The organism is Kutzneria buriramensis (genome assembly GCF_003387475.1).
Lineage (GTDB): Bacteria > Actinomycetota > Actinomycetes > Mycobacteriales > Pseudonocardiaceae > Kutzneria > Kutzneria buriramensis.
Genome location: NZ_QUNO01000003.1, coordinates 434,356 through 448,149, shown reverse-complemented (window position 1 = coordinate 448,149; position 13,794 = coordinate 434,356). Strand labels below are relative to the sequence as shown.

Below are 13,794 nucleotides of genomic sequence, written 5' to 3'. Positions count from 1 at the left end.
CGCGGTTGTTCGTCCATCGCGCGTTTCCCGTGTTTCGCACGTTCTGCTCACGGGGGTCGGCGGCGTAGGGTCCCGCCATGGCGCCGCCCCGGATGCGGTTCGCCCGCCAGGTGCTGCTGCTTCAGATCGGCGTGGTCGTGCTGGTCGTCGGAGTGGGGTTTGCCCTGGTCGGGTGGCTGCTGTACAGCAACTTGACCGATCAATACGAGCAGCGGGCCCTGGCCGTGGCCCGCTCGGTCGCGGCCGACCCGGTCGTCGGCGACGCCGTCGGCGCGGCCGACACGAGCGGTGTCGTGCAGACGCGCGCCGAGGCCGTGCGGGTCCGTACCGCGGCGCTGTTCGTGGTGGTCACGGACCGGAAGGGGATCCGGTACTCGCACCCAAACCCTGACGAGCTGGGGGAGGAGGTGAGCACCGACTTCAGCGAGGTCGTGGCCGGCAAAGAGGTCTGGAACATGGACGAGGGCACGCTCGGGTATTCCGCGCGGGGCAAGGTGCCGTTGAGAGACCACAGTGGAGCGATCGTCGGCGAGGTGAGTGTCGGCTTCGACGCCAGCACGATCTGGGACGCTTTGCTGAAGGCACTTGGGTACTGCGCGGCCGGTTTGGTCGGGGCGCTGGCTCTGGGTGTTGCCGGTTCGGCGTTGCTCAACCGGTTGCTGAAGCGGCGGACCCTCGGCCTGGAGCCGCACGAGCTGTCGGAGCTGGTGCAGCAGCGGGAGGCCGTGCTGCACGGCATCGGCGAGGGGGTGCTGGCCGTCGATCCCGCCGGTCGCGTCTCCGTCTGCAACGACGAGGCGGCGCGACTCCTTGGCAGCGCGCCGTCTCCGGGCACCGCTATGTCCACTTTGGAGCTGCCGGCGCGGATCGGCGAGGCGGTGGCGGACGGTTCGCCGGTGGACAACCTGATCGCGGTGGCCGGGGACCGGGTGCTGGTGGCGACCTGTCGTCCCGTCCGGCGGGACGACATCGACCTCGGTATGGTGCTGACGCTGCGGGATCGGACGGATCTGGAGACCCTGACCCGGGAGTTGGACTCGGTGCACCGGCTGACGGACGCGTTGCGGGCGCAGCAGCACGAGTTCGCCAACCGCCTGCACACGCTGTCCGGGCTGTTGCAGACCGGCCACCACAACGAGGCCGTCGACTATCTCCAGGCGCTGTCGGACACGCCGATCGTGCCGCTGGGGCCCTCGGCGGTGCCGGATCCGTACCTCCAGGCGTTCGTGTCGGCGAAAGGCGTTGCCGCCGCGGAGAAGGGCGTGACGCTGGAGGTCGGCGAGGCGAGTTGGGTGCCGACGAAGGTGATCGCGCCGGTCGAGGTCACGACCGTGCTCGGCAACCTCGTCGACAACGCCGTGGAGGCGGCGCGGGTCGGCGCCCGGCGGCCCGCCCGCGTCGAGCTGGACCTGGTCGCCGACGGCTCGACCCTGCACGTCTCGGTGGCCGACAGCGGCGACGGCGTGCCGGAACGCCTGCGTGACAACGTGTTCCTGGAAGGTGTGTCCACGAAGGACGGACCCGGCCACGGCCTCGGTCTCGCCCTGACCCGGCAGGCCGCCCGCGCCCTCGGCGGCGACGCCCGGCTGGCCGATCCCGGCGGCCCCGACCACGGCGCCGTGTTCGCCGCGACCCTGCCGGAGGTGTTGGCGTGATCAGAGTCCTGGTCGTGGAGGACGATTTCCGCGTCGCCCAGGTGCATTCGGCGTTCACCGAGCGCGTGCCCGGCTTCGTGGTGGTCGGCTCGGCCCGCACCGCCGCCGAGGCGTCGGCGCTGATCGACGACCTGAGACCGGACCTGGTGCTGCTGGACACGTACCTGCCGGACCGGTCCGGGGTCGACCTGCTCGCGGAGATCTCCGTCGACACGATCATGCTCACCGCCGTCTCGGAGGCGGCGTCGGTCCGCGCCGCCTTCGCCGCCGGGGCGTTGAACTACCTGGTGAAGCCGTTCACCGCCGAGCAGCTGGCGGAGCGGCTGATGGCGTATTCCCGGTACCACAACCAGTTGTCGCCGGGGCGGGCGCTGACGCAGGAGGAGATCGACCGCGCCGTCCGCACCCTGCACGACGGCGATCATCCGCACGCCCCGAAGGGACAGTCGCCGGTGACCGCCAAGCTGGTCGCCGACGCCCTGCGCACCGCCGACGGCGCCTGCTCGGCCGCCGAGATCGCCGCCGGCCTGGGCATCGCCCGCGCCACCGCGCAGCGCTATCTGGCGGCGCTGGCCCAGGAGGGCGCGGCGACGATGAGCCTGCGCTACGGCCTGACCGGCCGCCCCGAGCACCAGTACGAGTGGCGCGCCTGAACTACTCGGCGGTGGAACCCTCGATCGTGTTCATCAGACCCACCGACGACACGACCTGCGCCAGCATGCACGTAGTCGACGGGTCGCTGAGCTTCGGCGTGTAGATGACCTCCACGACCTGCCCGGTGACGAGCTGCGCGGCGAACCCGCACATGGGGCCGGCACTCTCCATACGGGACGGCGGCACGCCGAGCTTCGCCGCGGTGGCCTTCGTGCGGGGAACCTGTGTGGGCAGGGAGGAAGGCCCGCCGGTGGCGCCGGTCAGCAGCACGTCGACCACGGCGGACGAGGCCTGGTACTTGCAGGTGGCGCCGGCGGAATTGCTGCCCTGCTCAGGGTTCTTGTCCTCCAGGTCCCGGGCGTGGCACACGGCGCGGCAAGGGTTCTTGCCGCTGGCAAAACGCGAGGTCACGCCCGTGCCGAGCGCTACTCGACCGGGTGACATACTCGCCGTCATGGATTCGCTGTCGACGATCGACACCTGGTCGGCCGAGCACGCGGCGGTCGCCGTGGTCGACGCCGACGGCACGGTCCTGGGCACGTACGGGCCGCTGGACCACCGGTTCGCGCTCGCGTCGGTGACCAAGCCGCTGGTCGCGTACGCGGTGCTGATCGCCGTCGAGGAGGGCGCGGTCGAGCTGGACGACCCCGCCGGCCCGCCCGGGGCCACCGTCCGGCACCTGCTCGCGCACACGTCCGGGCTGGCCTTCGACGACCGCCAGACGGTCGCCGCGCCCGGGACCCGCCGCGTCTACTCCAGCGCCGGCTTCGAGGTGCTCGCCGACACCGTCCAGGCCGCCACCGGCATCGCGTTTCCCCAGTACCTCAAGGAAGCCGTCTTCGAGCCGCTGAAGATGACGTCCGCCGAACTGGTCGGCCCGGCCGGCTCCGGCGCGGAGGCGTCGTGCGCGGACCTGATCCGGTTCGCCGTCGAACTCCAGGCGCCGACGCTCGTCGCGCCGGAAACGCTCGCGGCGGCCACGAGCGTCGTTTTCCCGAATCTCGATGGTGTGTTGCCGGGATTCGGCAATCAGCGGCCGAACGACTGGGGACTCGGATTCGAGATCCGCTCCCGGAAATGCCCGCACTGGACCGGCGACCGCAACTCGCCCGCCACGTTCGGCCATTTCGGCGCCGCCGGCACGTTTGCATGGGTCGATCCGGCGGCCCGTGTGGCGACTATCGCGCTGACCGACCGGCCGTTCGAGCAGTGGGCCACCGAGGTGTGGCCGCCGTTCAACGACGCCGTGCTGGCCGAGGTGTCAGCTCTCCGCGGCCAGTAGCCGCTCGCACAGCTGCCGGCTGGCCGCGACCACGTCGTCCCGCCGGCGATCCCAGTCGGGCGTGCCCTCCGCCTTGACCAGCTGCTGGTGCGCCCGCACCAGCAGCCCGGTGGCGTCCAGCAGCTCTGGACCCTGACCGGCGCCGACCAGCGTCGCCGCCCGGCGCGGCCCCAGCTCGGTGGACAGGTCGACCACCTGCTGCGCGAGCGTGTGCAGCTTGACGTTGTACTGCTGGGAAAGCTCGACCAGCAGCTGGAATCCCTGCTGCGGCCCCTGTTCCCCGACGGCCGCGAGCAGGCCCGTCGCCTGCGCGATCACGGTCCTGGTCCGCAGCGCGCGGCGCAGCCCGTCGATCTCGCTCTCCAGCTCGGCGATCCGGGCGCGCAGCCGGTCTTCCCCGGATGGCGGTGCGACGGTCACGCCCGCCCCGCTGTCGATCTCGCCACTGGTCCGCACCTCTCGCCGTCGTCTGCACAGCGCGAGGACACGGAGCGGCCGCCAGGGAACCAGCGAGCAAGCCCGGGCGCGAATCCGCGCCTCGCGTGGAGCTTGCGGCTGGTGTCTCAACCGCGATGACGATCACCGTAGCATCGGCGGCCGGCGGTCGATTCAGGGCACGGGAACCGGCGTGCGCCGGGTGAACCAGCTCAGCCGCCGGATCCGCGGCAGCTTCGGCGGTTCGGGCGCGACCGGCTCGGGGAATGCCCGCGGCGCGCCGGTGGTGCCGCGCAGCCGGGCGTCGTCGTCCAGCACGAACTCGGGGCGCAGCCGCTCGGTGTCGTAGTAGCGGTGGAACACCGGCGTGAGCGCGCCGGACATCGGCGGCACGATCCAGCTCCAGTCGGCCGGGCACGTGCGGCCGGCGTCCTCCTCCTTCTGGAGGTGGGTGAGGAAGCGGGCGGATTCGGTGTGGTGGTCGGTGATCGTCACCTCGGCGCGTCCGAACGAGTGCAGCACGGCCCGGTTCAGCTCGACCAGCGCCCGGTCCCGCCACAGCGTCTGGTCGCTGGAGGTGTCCAGGCCGAGCCGATCGGCGACCTCCTTGACCATGTCGTACCGGTCGGCGTCGGCGAGGTTGCGGGCGCCGATCTCGGTGCCCATGTACCAGCCGTTGAACGGCGCGGCCGGGTAGGAGACGCCGCCGATGGACAGCCTCATGTTGCTGATCGCCGGCACCGAGTGCCAGCGCAGCCCGAGCCCCGCGAACCAGCCGTGGTCGGGGTGGCCGAGCTCCACCTCGTGGATCGCGGCCCGCGGCAGCTCGTGCAGGGTGACGCCCTCCTCGGGCGTCTCGACGACGAGCGGCAGCACGTCGAACCGCGTGCGCTGCGCCGGCGGCTGCCAGCCGAGCCGGGTCACGACGTCGGTGAACTCCAGGTACCGCGGGTCGCCGATCACGCTGCCGGTCTCCGCGTCCCAGTAGCCGGCGTACCGGATGAGCTGCTCGTTCCAGATCCGTGGCGCGGGCTGTTTCGGCGTCTCGGGGGCGAAGATTGTGACGGTGGGCCGGATCCGGCCGCCGTTGGTGGCCGACCGCAGGTGCTCGGCGCACTGCGCGGCGATCGCGCCGGCGTCGCGGACCCTGCGCATGTCCCGCACCCGCAGGCTCTGCCAGTAGAGGCGTCCGATGCAGCGGGCGCTGTTGCGCCACGCCACCCGCGCGCCGAAGGCCAGCTCGCCCTCGGTGTGCCGGTACGTGCCGGTGTCGTCGATCTCGGCCAGCACCTGGGTCAGGCGCGGCTCGACGGGGCCGGCCTTGGGGTGCTCGCCGTGGAACAGGCGGAGGAACTCCTCGGCCTCGGCCCGGATGTCGCCCGCCGGCTCCGGTTCCGGGGCATGGCCGTGGGCGACGGGGCAGCCAGTGGGGGCGGTCATGGCGAGTGAACCTATGCCCGGGTCACGGGTCACAAGCACCGCCAGAACGGTTACCAACTTGATGCCGGAAAATCAGCCGTTCCGGGGATCAGTGACGTTCCGTGCGCGGTCTCGGCCCTTCCCTCGGGTGACTTGAGCGCTGGATCGTGTAGTTGACAAAGGCCGTGATCACTGCATGCGCAGGATTTCCTCACGCAGGTCGTCCAGCGCCATGGTCAGCGCCGCCGCCTGCTCGGCCTGCGCCGCCACCCGCGCCAGCACCAGGCTCGCCCCGCACAGCCCGGCCGCGATCACCGCGCCGGTCAGGTGCCAGGTAGGCGCGTCGCCCGTGCACGCGAACATCGGCGACGGCTTCGGCGCCGCGCAGGTGGTGAACGGCACCGTCGCCAGCGCGATCGCCGCGGCCGCGGTGCCGCCCAGCAGGGCCGAGCCGAACGTGCGCATCAGCGGGAACGCCGCGTTGCCGGTGCCGACGGCGGCCACCACGAACAGCAGCGGCACCGGCGACGGGAACGGCCCGGCCGCGGCGGCCGCCACCATCAGGCCGGCGATCACCACCTGCCCGACGGCGATCGACCGGTTCATGACTTCGCCTGCCGTGTCACCCGGTGCACTCTGCCCCCAGCGGCAACACAAAGCCAGTGCCTACGGTTGCGATGGTGCAAATGGTTCCGCGAGGCCGCGCCGGCGCCTGGACCGCGGCTAAGACACAGCGTCCAGGGCCTTGGCCAGGTCTTCGTGCGCGAGGATCCCCCATTCCGCCTGTTCCGGCGGCAGCGCCCAGTGCATCGGTCCGCGTCGGGTGGGTGTGGGCGGCGCCGGCACCCAGCCGCCCTCGCCGCGGATGCGAGCGTTCATCGCGGTCAGCCGGTCGTCGGCGGGCAGTCCGGGGTTCACCCAGAACAGCCGCACGCCGCGTTCCCGCCACACCGCGATCGGCGTCGGTGTGCCGTGTTCGACCAGCGCCCCCTGTACCCGGACGGCGGCCGGCTCGGGGAGTTCGACCACGTCGAACACCGCGCCGGTGGGCAGGGCCACCGCGAACGAGAAGAGCCGGTACCAGCTGGCCACGACGTCGGGGTCGGAGCTGGCGCGGCCCTGCCAGAGCCGCCACACGGGGTGCGGACCGTCCTGCACACAGTCCGCCTGCACACAGGCGTACCGTGTGCCGTCGAAGAATGCGGCCGGCACAACCGGCCATCCCTGCGCCGCGTAGCACAGCGCGGCCTGCCTGAGGGTCCGCTGCTGTCCGGGATCGGCCGGACGCAGCCGGGACCCGCTCACGACCCGGTCTCGGCGCGACCGGTGGACACCATGATCATCTCCTCGGGGTTGGCGATACCGTCATGGTCAAGACTCGCCCGATTACGGCCGCCTGGGTGAGTCCAATTCAGTGAAAGTGGACACCGTTCGTGGACAACCCCAGAATCGGCGAGACCGCGTTGGCCCGGCTGTTGGACGGCTGGTGCACGGACGCGCGCGAGTCGCTGCACCGGCAGCTCGCCGCCGCGCTGACCGCGTTGATCTCCTCCGGCGAACTGCCGCCGGGCACATTGCTTCCGTCCGAACGGGCACTCGCGAGCACACTCGCGGTCAGCCGCGGCACATTGGTCACCGCTTACACCACACTGCGCTCACTGGGTTTACTGGATTCGAGGCAGGGCAGCGGAACCCGCGTCCGCGGCAACTCGCAGCCCCGGCTGCCCGGCTCGGCCGCCCGGCTCAACCCGTTGAGCGACACGGCCGACAGCGCCGTCGCCGACCTGTCCAGCGCCGCACTGCCCGGCCAGGACTGGGTTGCCGAGGTGGTCGGCGCGGTCAGCCCGCAGGATCTGCGGCACTGGGTGCGCGGGCACGGCTACTACCCGGCCGGCCTGCCCGCGCTGCGCGCGGCGATCGCCAACCACTGCACCGACGACGGACTGCTGTCCGACCCGGATCAGGTGCTGGTGACAAGCGGTTCGCAGCAGGCGTTGCAGCTCATCGCCACCGCGATGCTCGCGCCCGGCGACGAGGTCCTGGTGGAGGATCCGACGAACTGGGGCGCGCTGGACGCGTTCCGGGAACGCGGCGCGCGGCTGCGCACGATCCCGTTGCGTGACGACGGCCCGGACGCGGACGTGTTGGTGCGGCTGCTGCGCAGCCGTCGGCCGCGACTGTTGTACCTGGTGCCCACCGTGCACAATCCCGTCGGCGTCACCATGCGTCCCGCCGTGGCCAAGGTGATCGCCAGCGCCGTGGCGGAGACCGGCACCACGCTGATCGAGGATCTGTCCTCTGTGGACACCTTGTTCAAGGGTCCGCCGCCGCCGTCGATGGCCGCGCTCGCCCCGGACGCGCCGGTGCTGTCCATCGGGTCGCTGTCGAAGCTGTTCTGGGGCGGCATCAGGGTCGGCTGGATCCGGTCCACTGTGGACTTCGTCCGGCAGCTGGCCACCTACCGGTCGTCGGCGGACATGGGCAGTTCGGTGCCGAGCCAGCTGGCGGCGCTGCGGCTGCTCGGCTATGTGCCGCGGGCGCGGCGGGCGCGGGCCAGGGAACTGCGGGCCAGTTACGAATGGACGGCGGAGCTGCTGGTCACGCACCTGCCGGACTGGACGTGGGTGGAGCCGGACGGCGGCGCGTCGCTGTGGGTGCGGCTGCCGGAGCCGAACGGCCTGACGGTGGTGGAATCCGCGCGGCGCGCCGGCGTGCTCCTCACGCCGGGATCGGTGTTCTCCGCGGCCGACGGGCAGATGGACCGGATACGGTTGTCCTACGCCGCCGGGCCGGACACCGTGTTGGAAGGCGTGCAGCGACTGGTATCGGTGTGGCGGGGCGGGCGGAGACTGCGATGAGCGACGCGGCGGCGCGGTTACGGGAATTGATCAGCCACTACGACCGCCTGCTGATGGGCCAGGACGAAATCGTCACCCCGGAACGCGTGGAATTGGCGCGAATGACCGCGGCCGCCGGGCGGCTGCTGTTTCGGCACAAGGGCTGGGACGACAGCCATCCGGTGGCGCGGACGCTCGCCGCGGCCGACGCGTTCGTCGCCGGTCCGAGCGACGACACATATTCGGAATACGTCCGGGTGGCAACGAACTCGTATCCGTTCGGGGCCGGCGACGGCTGTTTCAAGCTGCCCGGATACGACAGCTGTGAACCGGGTTCCGGCTGCACGACCGGCGCCGGTTCGCTGTGGTCCATCGCCTCGGTGATCGGTCACGAAACGACCCTGATCGTAATGTCCTGACGGGTCAGGGAATTCCCCATGCAACCGGCTGGCGGTGGCGGCGTCCTCTGGTGGACAATGATTCCTGACAGGGGGAAAAGAACCGTGATGATCAAGCGCCTTTTTCTTGCCGTGCCCGCCGGACTGCTCGCACTGACGGCCTGCTCGCCGTCGGTCGCGACGCCTCCGCCGCCGGTGGTCACCACGACCGCCGCCAGCGCCGCCGCGCCGACCACGACCACCACCAGCGCCACGCCCGCGAGCACAACGACCGCCACCGCGACCCCCGTGGCCTCGGACAACGGATGCAAGCCGAACCCGGCGACCGCGCCGGTGCCCACCGCGGATCCGTACGGGTCGGTGCCGGCCGCGGACCAGGTGCGGGTCAGCCTGAGCGGCGCGCCGTCGGGCACGGTCAAGGTCGACGGCGCGCCGGTCGAGGTCGACATGACGGTGTGCAACAACTCGCCGGTCTCCTACCCGAACGTCGGTTTCGTGCTCGTGCTGGACCACTGCACGTGCGTCGCCGGCCCGTTGCCGTTCGCCCACGGCGTCGTGCAGCGCTACGACCCGGCCACGCTCAAGTACGTCGACGTGCCCCTCTCGTACGCGGGCGGCGGCATGGACTTCCTCAGTGCCTACACCGCCCAGCAGCCGCTGCCCAAGGGCAAGTCCGTCACCTTGCGCTACTGGTTCGTCTTCGCCCAGGACACGATCAGCGGCAAGGGCGGGGTGCGGGCCGACGTCGTGACGCCGGACGGCCCGCACGACATCGGCGGTGCCAAGCTTTCCTTCACGGTCAGCCACTGAGCACCGCTCGCGATGCCGGCCGCCGCTAGGTTGGCGGGTATGAACCTGAGGTTCCTGCTGCGCGCGGGCGTCGCCGCCGCCCTCGCGCTGACCGTGCTGCCGGGCGTCGCGGCGGCATCCGCATCGGGGCGGACGCCGGTCGTGCTGTTCCCGGCGTTCCACCTCACCAAGCTCCAGGTGACGGTGCGAGACCAGACCACCGACCCGAACTGCCCGCGCTCGGGCAGCTTCCAGGACTGGTTCCAGAACCCGCAGACCAGCGCCTTCAGCCAGGTCTGCCAGGACGAGCTGGAAACCCTGCGCTACGACCCGAATCCGACCAAGCCGATGCCGCTCCGGTTCGCCGAGCAGCCGGGCGTCAGGGTCAGCGTCATCGACTACGGCAGGACCGACAGCGCCCCGTTCTACGAGCAGCTGTACAAGACGCTGGAATCCGCCGGCTACCAGCGCGACAAGGACATCCGGGTGGCCGGCTACGACGCGCGGCTCACCCCCGACCTCGGCGGATTCCTGGCGCGGGCCGTGCGGTTGGTCGAGCAGACGTACCACGACAACGGCAACCGGCCGGTGCAGTTGGTCGGGCATTCCAACGGGCCGCTGTACGCGCAGTACCTGCTCACCCACACCAGCCAGGCGTGGCGGGACACGTACATCCACGGCTTCACCCCGCTCGCCGGCAACTTCCCGGGCCAGGGCCTGCTCTATTCGGTGTTGTTCACGGGTCTGAACGTGCCGGATTTCGGCTATCCCAAGACGGTCGACAACGCCGTGAGCAGCGCTCGGATGTACCTGACCGCGCCGTCCACGTACATGAGCGCCTCCGATCCGGCGGTGTTCGGCGACCGGGAAACCGTCATCAAGGACACCTCCACCGGCCGCAGTTACACGCCGCGCGACTGGCCCCGTCTGCTCTCGGACGCCGGTCTCACCGCCGAACGGCAGATCGCCCAGTACTACATCGGATTCGTCAAATTCCGAACGCCACGGTATTTCCCGGACGTGGACGTGACCGCGGAGAAGGGCTCCGGGCTGCCGACCATCGTCGGCGCGACGCTGCCGAACCTGAAGGTGGGGCAGCTGGTCGACCAGAGCCAGTTCATCTTCCTCAGCGGCGACAGCAATCAGGAGGACATCACCAACAACGCCAACCGGGTGTGGTCGGCGATGAAGTGCCACAGCTACGTGCTCAGCGACAACCCCGGCGTGGACCACTTCTCGCTGCCGAGCAACCCGAACGTGCTGAACCGGCTGCTGGCGACCCTGAAGGCCCCCAGCCACCACTGCTAGGCGCCGTAGGTCTTCACCGCGATGGTCTTCCACTCCTGGAGGAGCTGGTCCTGGCGGGCCGGATCGCCGCCGATCATCGCGTCCAGGGCGAGACCCCGGATCAGGTTCACGGTCAGCCACAGCGGCAGATCGCGCTGGTCCGGGGTCACCTGGTCGCCGAGCATGTCGCGGAACAGCTCGGACGTGCGGCGGGCCAGCGCCTTGTCGATGGGGTGCATCGCCGCGCGCAGCTCGGGGTCGGTGCGGGCGGCCACCCACAGCTCCATCACGGCCGTCGAGAGCGACCCCGAGTAGCCCTGCCAGAGCAGGTCGATGCCCATCGCGACCCGGTCCGGGCCGGGCAGCGAGGCCGGCGGCTGCTCGCTCATCCGGGCCAGCAGCTTGGTCACCAGGTGCTCGATGGCGTGCGCCATCAACTCCGCCTTCGTGGCGAAATGGTGCTGCTGGGCGCCCCGCGACACGCCGGCACGGCGGCAGATCTCGTTGGTGGAGGTGCGGGCGTAGCCCAGCTCGACCAGGCAGTCGATGGTGGCGTCCAGCAGCAGCTCCCGGGTGCGTTCGGTGCGCTCCTGCTGGGTCAGTCGTGGCCTGGTCACACGGCCGATGCTAGCGAGGTCTTCACAAACAATCCAGGCTGCCGGTAAGTTTACCGGCAGCCCTGATTGTTTCTTCGGGAGGTCAGCACCGTGCCCCAGCACCGCTCGTCCTGGATGACCGAGGACCTCGACCAGCTGCGCCGCCTGGCGCGGGACGTCTTCGCCAAGGAGCTGACCCCGCACCAGGAGCGCTTCGCCGAGCAGCACTCGGTCGACCGCGACCTGTGGCGGCGGCTGGGCGAGCTGGGGCTGGTCTGCATCAGCATCCCCGAGGAGTACGGCGGCGGGGGCGGCACCTTCGCGCACGAGACCGTGCTGCTGGAGGAGCAGGCCCGGGCGCTGGACAGCTCCTGGGGCAACAGCGTGCACAGCGGCATCGTCGCCCACTACCTGCTCAACTACGGCACCGAGGAGCAGAAGCACCGCTGGCTGCCGCGGCTGGCCAGCGGCGACCTGGTCGGCGCGATCGCCATGAGCGAGCCGGGGGCCGGCTCCGACCTCCAGTCCGTGCGGACCCGAGCCGTGCGCAGCGGCGACGAGTACGTGATCAACGGGGCCAAGACGTTCATCACCAACGGCTCGCAGGCCGACCTGGTCATCGTCGTCGCCAAGACCGACGCCGACCAGGGCGCGCACGGCATCTCGCTGATCGTGGTGGAGACCGAGCTGGTCGAGGGCTTCCGCCGCGGCCGGGTGCTGGACAAGCTGGGGCTGGCCGGGCAGGACACCTCCGAGCTGTTCTTCGACGACGTGCGGGTGCCGGTGTCCAACCTGCTCGGCGGGCAGGAGGGGCAGGGCTTCGTGCAGCTGATGCAGCAGCTGCCGCAGGAGCGTCTGATCATCGCCGTGGCGGCCGTCGCCGGCATGGAGATGGCGCTCGAGCTCACCCTCGACTACGTCAAGCAGCGGCAGGCCTTCGGCCGGGAGCTGATCAAGTTCCAGAACACCAAGTTCGAGCTGGCCGAGTGCGCCACCGAGGTGGCCGTGGCGCGGGCGTTCATCGACCAGTGCGTCGAGCGGCACCTGGTGGGGAAGCTGGACGTGCCGACCGCCGCGATGGCCAAGATGTGGGCCAGCGAGCGGCTCTGCCGGGTCGCCGACCGCTGCCTCCAGCTGTTCGGCGGCTACGGCTACATGAAGGAGTACCCGATCGCGCGGATCTGGGCGGACGCGCGGGTGCAGAAGATCTACGGCGGCACGAACGAGATCATGAAGGAAATCATCGGGCGGTCGTTGTGAGCGGCCCTCTCACCGGCCTCCGGGTCATCGAGCTCGCCGGGCTCGCGCCGGCCCCGTTCGGCTGCATGGTGTTGGCGGACATGGGGGCCGAGGTGATCCGGATCGACCGGCCGGGCGCGCCGCCGGCGGTGCCGAACGATCCGCTGACCCGCGGCCGTCGCTCGGTGTCGCTGGACCTCAAGAAGCCGGCGGCCGTCGACGCCGTGCTGCGACTGGTGGAACGCAGCGACGTCCTGGTGGAAGGGTTCCGGCCCGGTGTGACGGAACGGCTGGGCATCGGGCCGGCCGACTGCCACGCGCGCAACCCCCGCCTGGTCTACGCGCGGATGACGGGCTGGGGCCAGCACGGTCCGCTCGCCGACTCCGCCGGGCACGACATCGACTACATCGCGGTCGCCGGTTCGCTGGAACCCATTGGGCAGAACGGGGGTCGCCCGGTTCCACCGCTCAACCTCGTGGGCGACTTCGCCGGCGGCGGGCTGCTGATGGCCACCGGCGTCCTGGCCGCCCTGTACGAACGCGAGCGCTCCGGACGCGGCCAGGTGATCGACGCCGCGATGGTCGACGGCGCCGCGCTGGTGGCGACCTTCGTGCACGGCATCAAGGCTGCCGGCGCGCTGTCGTTGCCACGCGGGGGAAACCTCCTCGACGGCGGCGCGCCGTACTACGACACGTACGTCACGGCCGACGACAAGTTCGTGGCGATCGGCGCGCTGGAGGAGAAGTTCTACGCCGAACTGGTGACGCTTCTGGAGCTCGATCCCGCTGCGCTGCCGGCCAATCGGCACGATCCCGCCAACTGGCCGGCGCTGCGCGCGCACATCGCCGAGGCCGTGCGGCGGCGCACCCGTGACGAATGGGCGGCGCTGTCGGTCGGCAGCGACGCCTGCCTCGCGCCGGTGCTGGCCCCCGACGAGGCCGCCGACCACCCCCACAACAAGGCGCGGGAGAACTTCGTGGAGCTGGCCGGCGTCGTGCAACCCGCGCCCGCGCCACGGTTCGACCGCACCCCGTCGGGAACGCCCGGCCCGCCGGCGTTTTCCGGCGAGCACACGGCGGAAGTGTTGGGGGAGTTGGGGTTGACGGTAGACGACGTCAGCTGACCGCCGCCACTTTTGTGCCACATGCGCTTCCTACTTGTCACCAGGGCGCAAATAGGAAGCGCATGTGGCAAAAGAGGGC

The 13,794-nt window shown here is 70.9% G+C and carries 15 protein-coding genes; 9 read left to right on the top strand and 6 right to left on the bottom strand.

Going from position 1 to position 13,794, the window contains the following annotated elements; genetic code table 11:
• Positions 1–77 precede the first annotated feature (77 nt).
• Both BCF44_RS10525 and BCF44_RS10520 read left to right on the top strand, forming a co-directional pair.
• On the top strand, positions 78–1,655 hold the full coding sequence (locus tag BCF44_RS10525) for a sensor histidine kinase (RefSeq protein ID WP_246014932.1): 1,578 nt from the start codon (positions 78–80) through the stop codon (positions 1,653–1,655).
• Positions 1,652–2,308, top strand: a complete 657-nt coding sequence (locus BCF44_RS10520; RefSeq protein ID WP_116173988.1) for a response regulator transcription factor — start codon at positions 1,652–1,654, stop codon at positions 2,306–2,308. The genes BCF44_RS10525 and BCF44_RS10520 overlap by 4 nt, the downstream gene beginning before the upstream one ends.
• A 1-nt stretch (position 2,309) precedes the next feature.
• On the opposite strand, the gene BCF44_RS10515 is transcribed toward BCF44_RS10520, so the two are convergent.
• Positions 2,310–2,720, bottom strand: a complete 411-nt coding sequence (locus BCF44_RS10515; RefSeq protein ID WP_147328455.1) for a hypothetical protein — start codon at positions 2,718–2,720, stop codon at positions 2,310–2,312.
• A gap of 43 nt (positions 2,721–2,763) precedes the next feature.
• Here BCF44_RS10515 and BCF44_RS10510 point away from each other — a divergent pair, with 43 nt between their 5' ends.
• Positions 2,764–3,591, top strand: coding sequence for a serine hydrolase domain-containing protein (locus BCF44_RS10510; protein ID WP_116173986.1), 828 nt, complete (start codon positions 2,764–2,766; stop codon positions 3,589–3,591).
• On the opposite strand, the gene BCF44_RS10505 is transcribed toward BCF44_RS10510, so the two are convergent.
• From BCF44_RS10505 to BCF44_RS10490, 4 genes are all read right to left on the bottom strand, one after another.
• On the bottom strand, positions 3,571–4,047 hold the full coding sequence (locus BCF44_RS10505; RefSeq protein ID WP_246014931.1) for an ANTAR domain-containing protein: 477 nt from the start codon (positions 4,045–4,047) through the stop codon (positions 3,571–3,573). The genes BCF44_RS10510 and BCF44_RS10505 overlap by 21 nt on opposite strands.
• 153 nt (positions 4,048–4,200) lie before the next feature.
• Positions 4,201–5,466, bottom strand: a complete 1,266-nt coding sequence (locus BCF44_RS10500; protein WP_116173985.1) for a nitric oxide synthase oxygenase — start codon at positions 5,464–5,466, stop codon at positions 4,201–4,203.
• Positions 5,467–5,634: 168 nt separating this feature from the next.
• A complete protein-coding gene (locus tag BCF44_RS10495; RefSeq protein ID WP_116173984.1) occupies positions 5,635–6,051 on the bottom strand; it encodes a hypothetical protein in 417 nt (138 codons plus the stop codon).
• 117 nt (positions 6,052–6,168) lie between these two features.
• Positions 6,169–6,750: a bifunctional DNA primase/polymerase gene (locus tag BCF44_RS10490; protein ID WP_116173983.1), complete on the bottom strand. Its 582-nt coding sequence runs from the start codon at positions 6,748–6,750 to the stop codon at positions 6,169–6,171.
• Positions 6,751–6,878: 128 nt separating this feature from the next.
• Here BCF44_RS10490 and BCF44_RS10485 point away from each other — a divergent pair, with 128 nt between their 5' ends.
• The 4 genes from BCF44_RS10485 (at position 6,879) to BCF44_RS10470 (ending at position 10,777) form a co-directional block, all read left to right on the top strand.
• A complete protein-coding gene (locus BCF44_RS10485; RefSeq protein ID WP_116173982.1) occupies positions 6,879–8,303 on the top strand; it encodes an aminotransferase-like domain-containing protein in 1,425 nt (474 codons plus the stop codon).
• On the top strand, positions 8,300–8,701 hold the full coding sequence (locus BCF44_RS10480; RefSeq protein WP_116173981.1) for a hypothetical protein: 402 nt from the start codon (positions 8,300–8,302) through the stop codon (positions 8,699–8,701). The genes BCF44_RS10485 and BCF44_RS10480 overlap by 4 nt, the downstream gene beginning before the upstream one ends.
• Before the next feature lie 87 nt (positions 8,702–8,788).
• Complete coding sequence (locus BCF44_RS10475) at positions 8,789–9,490, top strand: hypothetical protein (protein WP_116173980.1); 702 nt, start codon at positions 8,789–8,791, stop codon at positions 9,488–9,490.
• A 39-nt stretch (positions 9,491–9,529) separates the two neighbouring features.
• Positions 9,530–10,777, top strand: a complete 1,248-nt coding sequence (locus BCF44_RS10470; RefSeq protein ID WP_170217458.1) for a lipase/acyltransferase domain-containing protein — start codon at positions 9,530–9,532, stop codon at positions 10,775–10,777.
• Here the strand turns inward: BCF44_RS10470 and BCF44_RS10465 are convergent.
• A complete protein-coding gene (locus BCF44_RS10465; protein WP_379798218.1) occupies positions 10,774–11,382 on the bottom strand; it encodes a TetR/AcrR family transcriptional regulator in 609 nt (202 codons plus the stop codon). The two genes, BCF44_RS10470 and BCF44_RS10465, sit on opposite strands and share 4 nt — an antisense overlap.
• 105 nt (positions 11,383–11,487) lie before the next feature.
• Here BCF44_RS10465 and BCF44_RS10460 point away from each other — a divergent pair, with 105 nt between their 5' ends.
• Together BCF44_RS10460 and BCF44_RS10455 are read left to right on the top strand one after the other, a co-directional pair.
• Positions 11,488–12,612, top strand: a complete 1,125-nt coding sequence (locus BCF44_RS10460) for an acyl-CoA dehydrogenase family protein (RefSeq protein WP_116173977.1) — start codon at positions 11,488–11,490, stop codon at positions 12,610–12,612.
• Complete coding sequence (locus BCF44_RS10455) at positions 12,609–13,715, top strand: CaiB/BaiF CoA transferase family protein (protein WP_116173976.1); 1,107 nt, start codon at positions 12,609–12,611, stop codon at positions 13,713–13,715. The genes BCF44_RS10460 and BCF44_RS10455 overlap by 4 nt, the downstream gene beginning before the upstream one ends.
• Positions 13,716–13,794: the final 79 nt, after the last annotated feature.

Excerpts from the sequence above, each read along its gene's own strand:
- BCF44_RS10525 (WP_246014932.1), top strand. The coding sequence starts at position 78 with ATGGCGCCGCCCCGGATGCGGTTCGCCCGCCAGGTGCTGCTGCTTCAG.
- BCF44_RS10510 (WP_116173986.1), top strand. The coding sequence starts at position 2,764 with ATGGATTCGCTGTCGACGATCGACACCTGGTCGGCCGAGCACGCGGCG.
- BCF44_RS10500 (WP_116173985.1), bottom strand. The coding sequence starts at position 5,466 with ATGACCGCCCCCACTGGCTGCCCCGTCGCCCACGGCCATGCCCCGGAA.
- BCF44_RS10495 (WP_116173984.1), bottom strand. The coding sequence starts at position 6,051 with ATGAACCGGTCGATCGCCGTCGGGCAGGTGGTGATCGCCGGCCTGATG.
- BCF44_RS10480 (WP_116173981.1), top strand. The coding sequence starts at position 8,300 with ATGAGCGACGCGGCGGCGCGGTTACGGGAATTGATCAGCCACTACGAC.
- BCF44_RS10475 (WP_116173980.1), top strand. The coding sequence starts at position 8,789 with ATGATCAAGCGCCTTTTTCTTGCCGTGCCCGCCGGACTGCTCGCACTG.
- BCF44_RS10470 (WP_170217458.1), top strand. The coding sequence starts at position 9,530 with ATGAACCTGAGGTTCCTGCTGCGCGCGGGCGTCGCCGCCGCCCTCGCG.
- BCF44_RS10460 (WP_116173977.1), top strand. The coding sequence starts at position 11,488 with ATGACCGAGGACCTCGACCAGCTGCGCCGCCTGGCGCGGGACGTCTTC.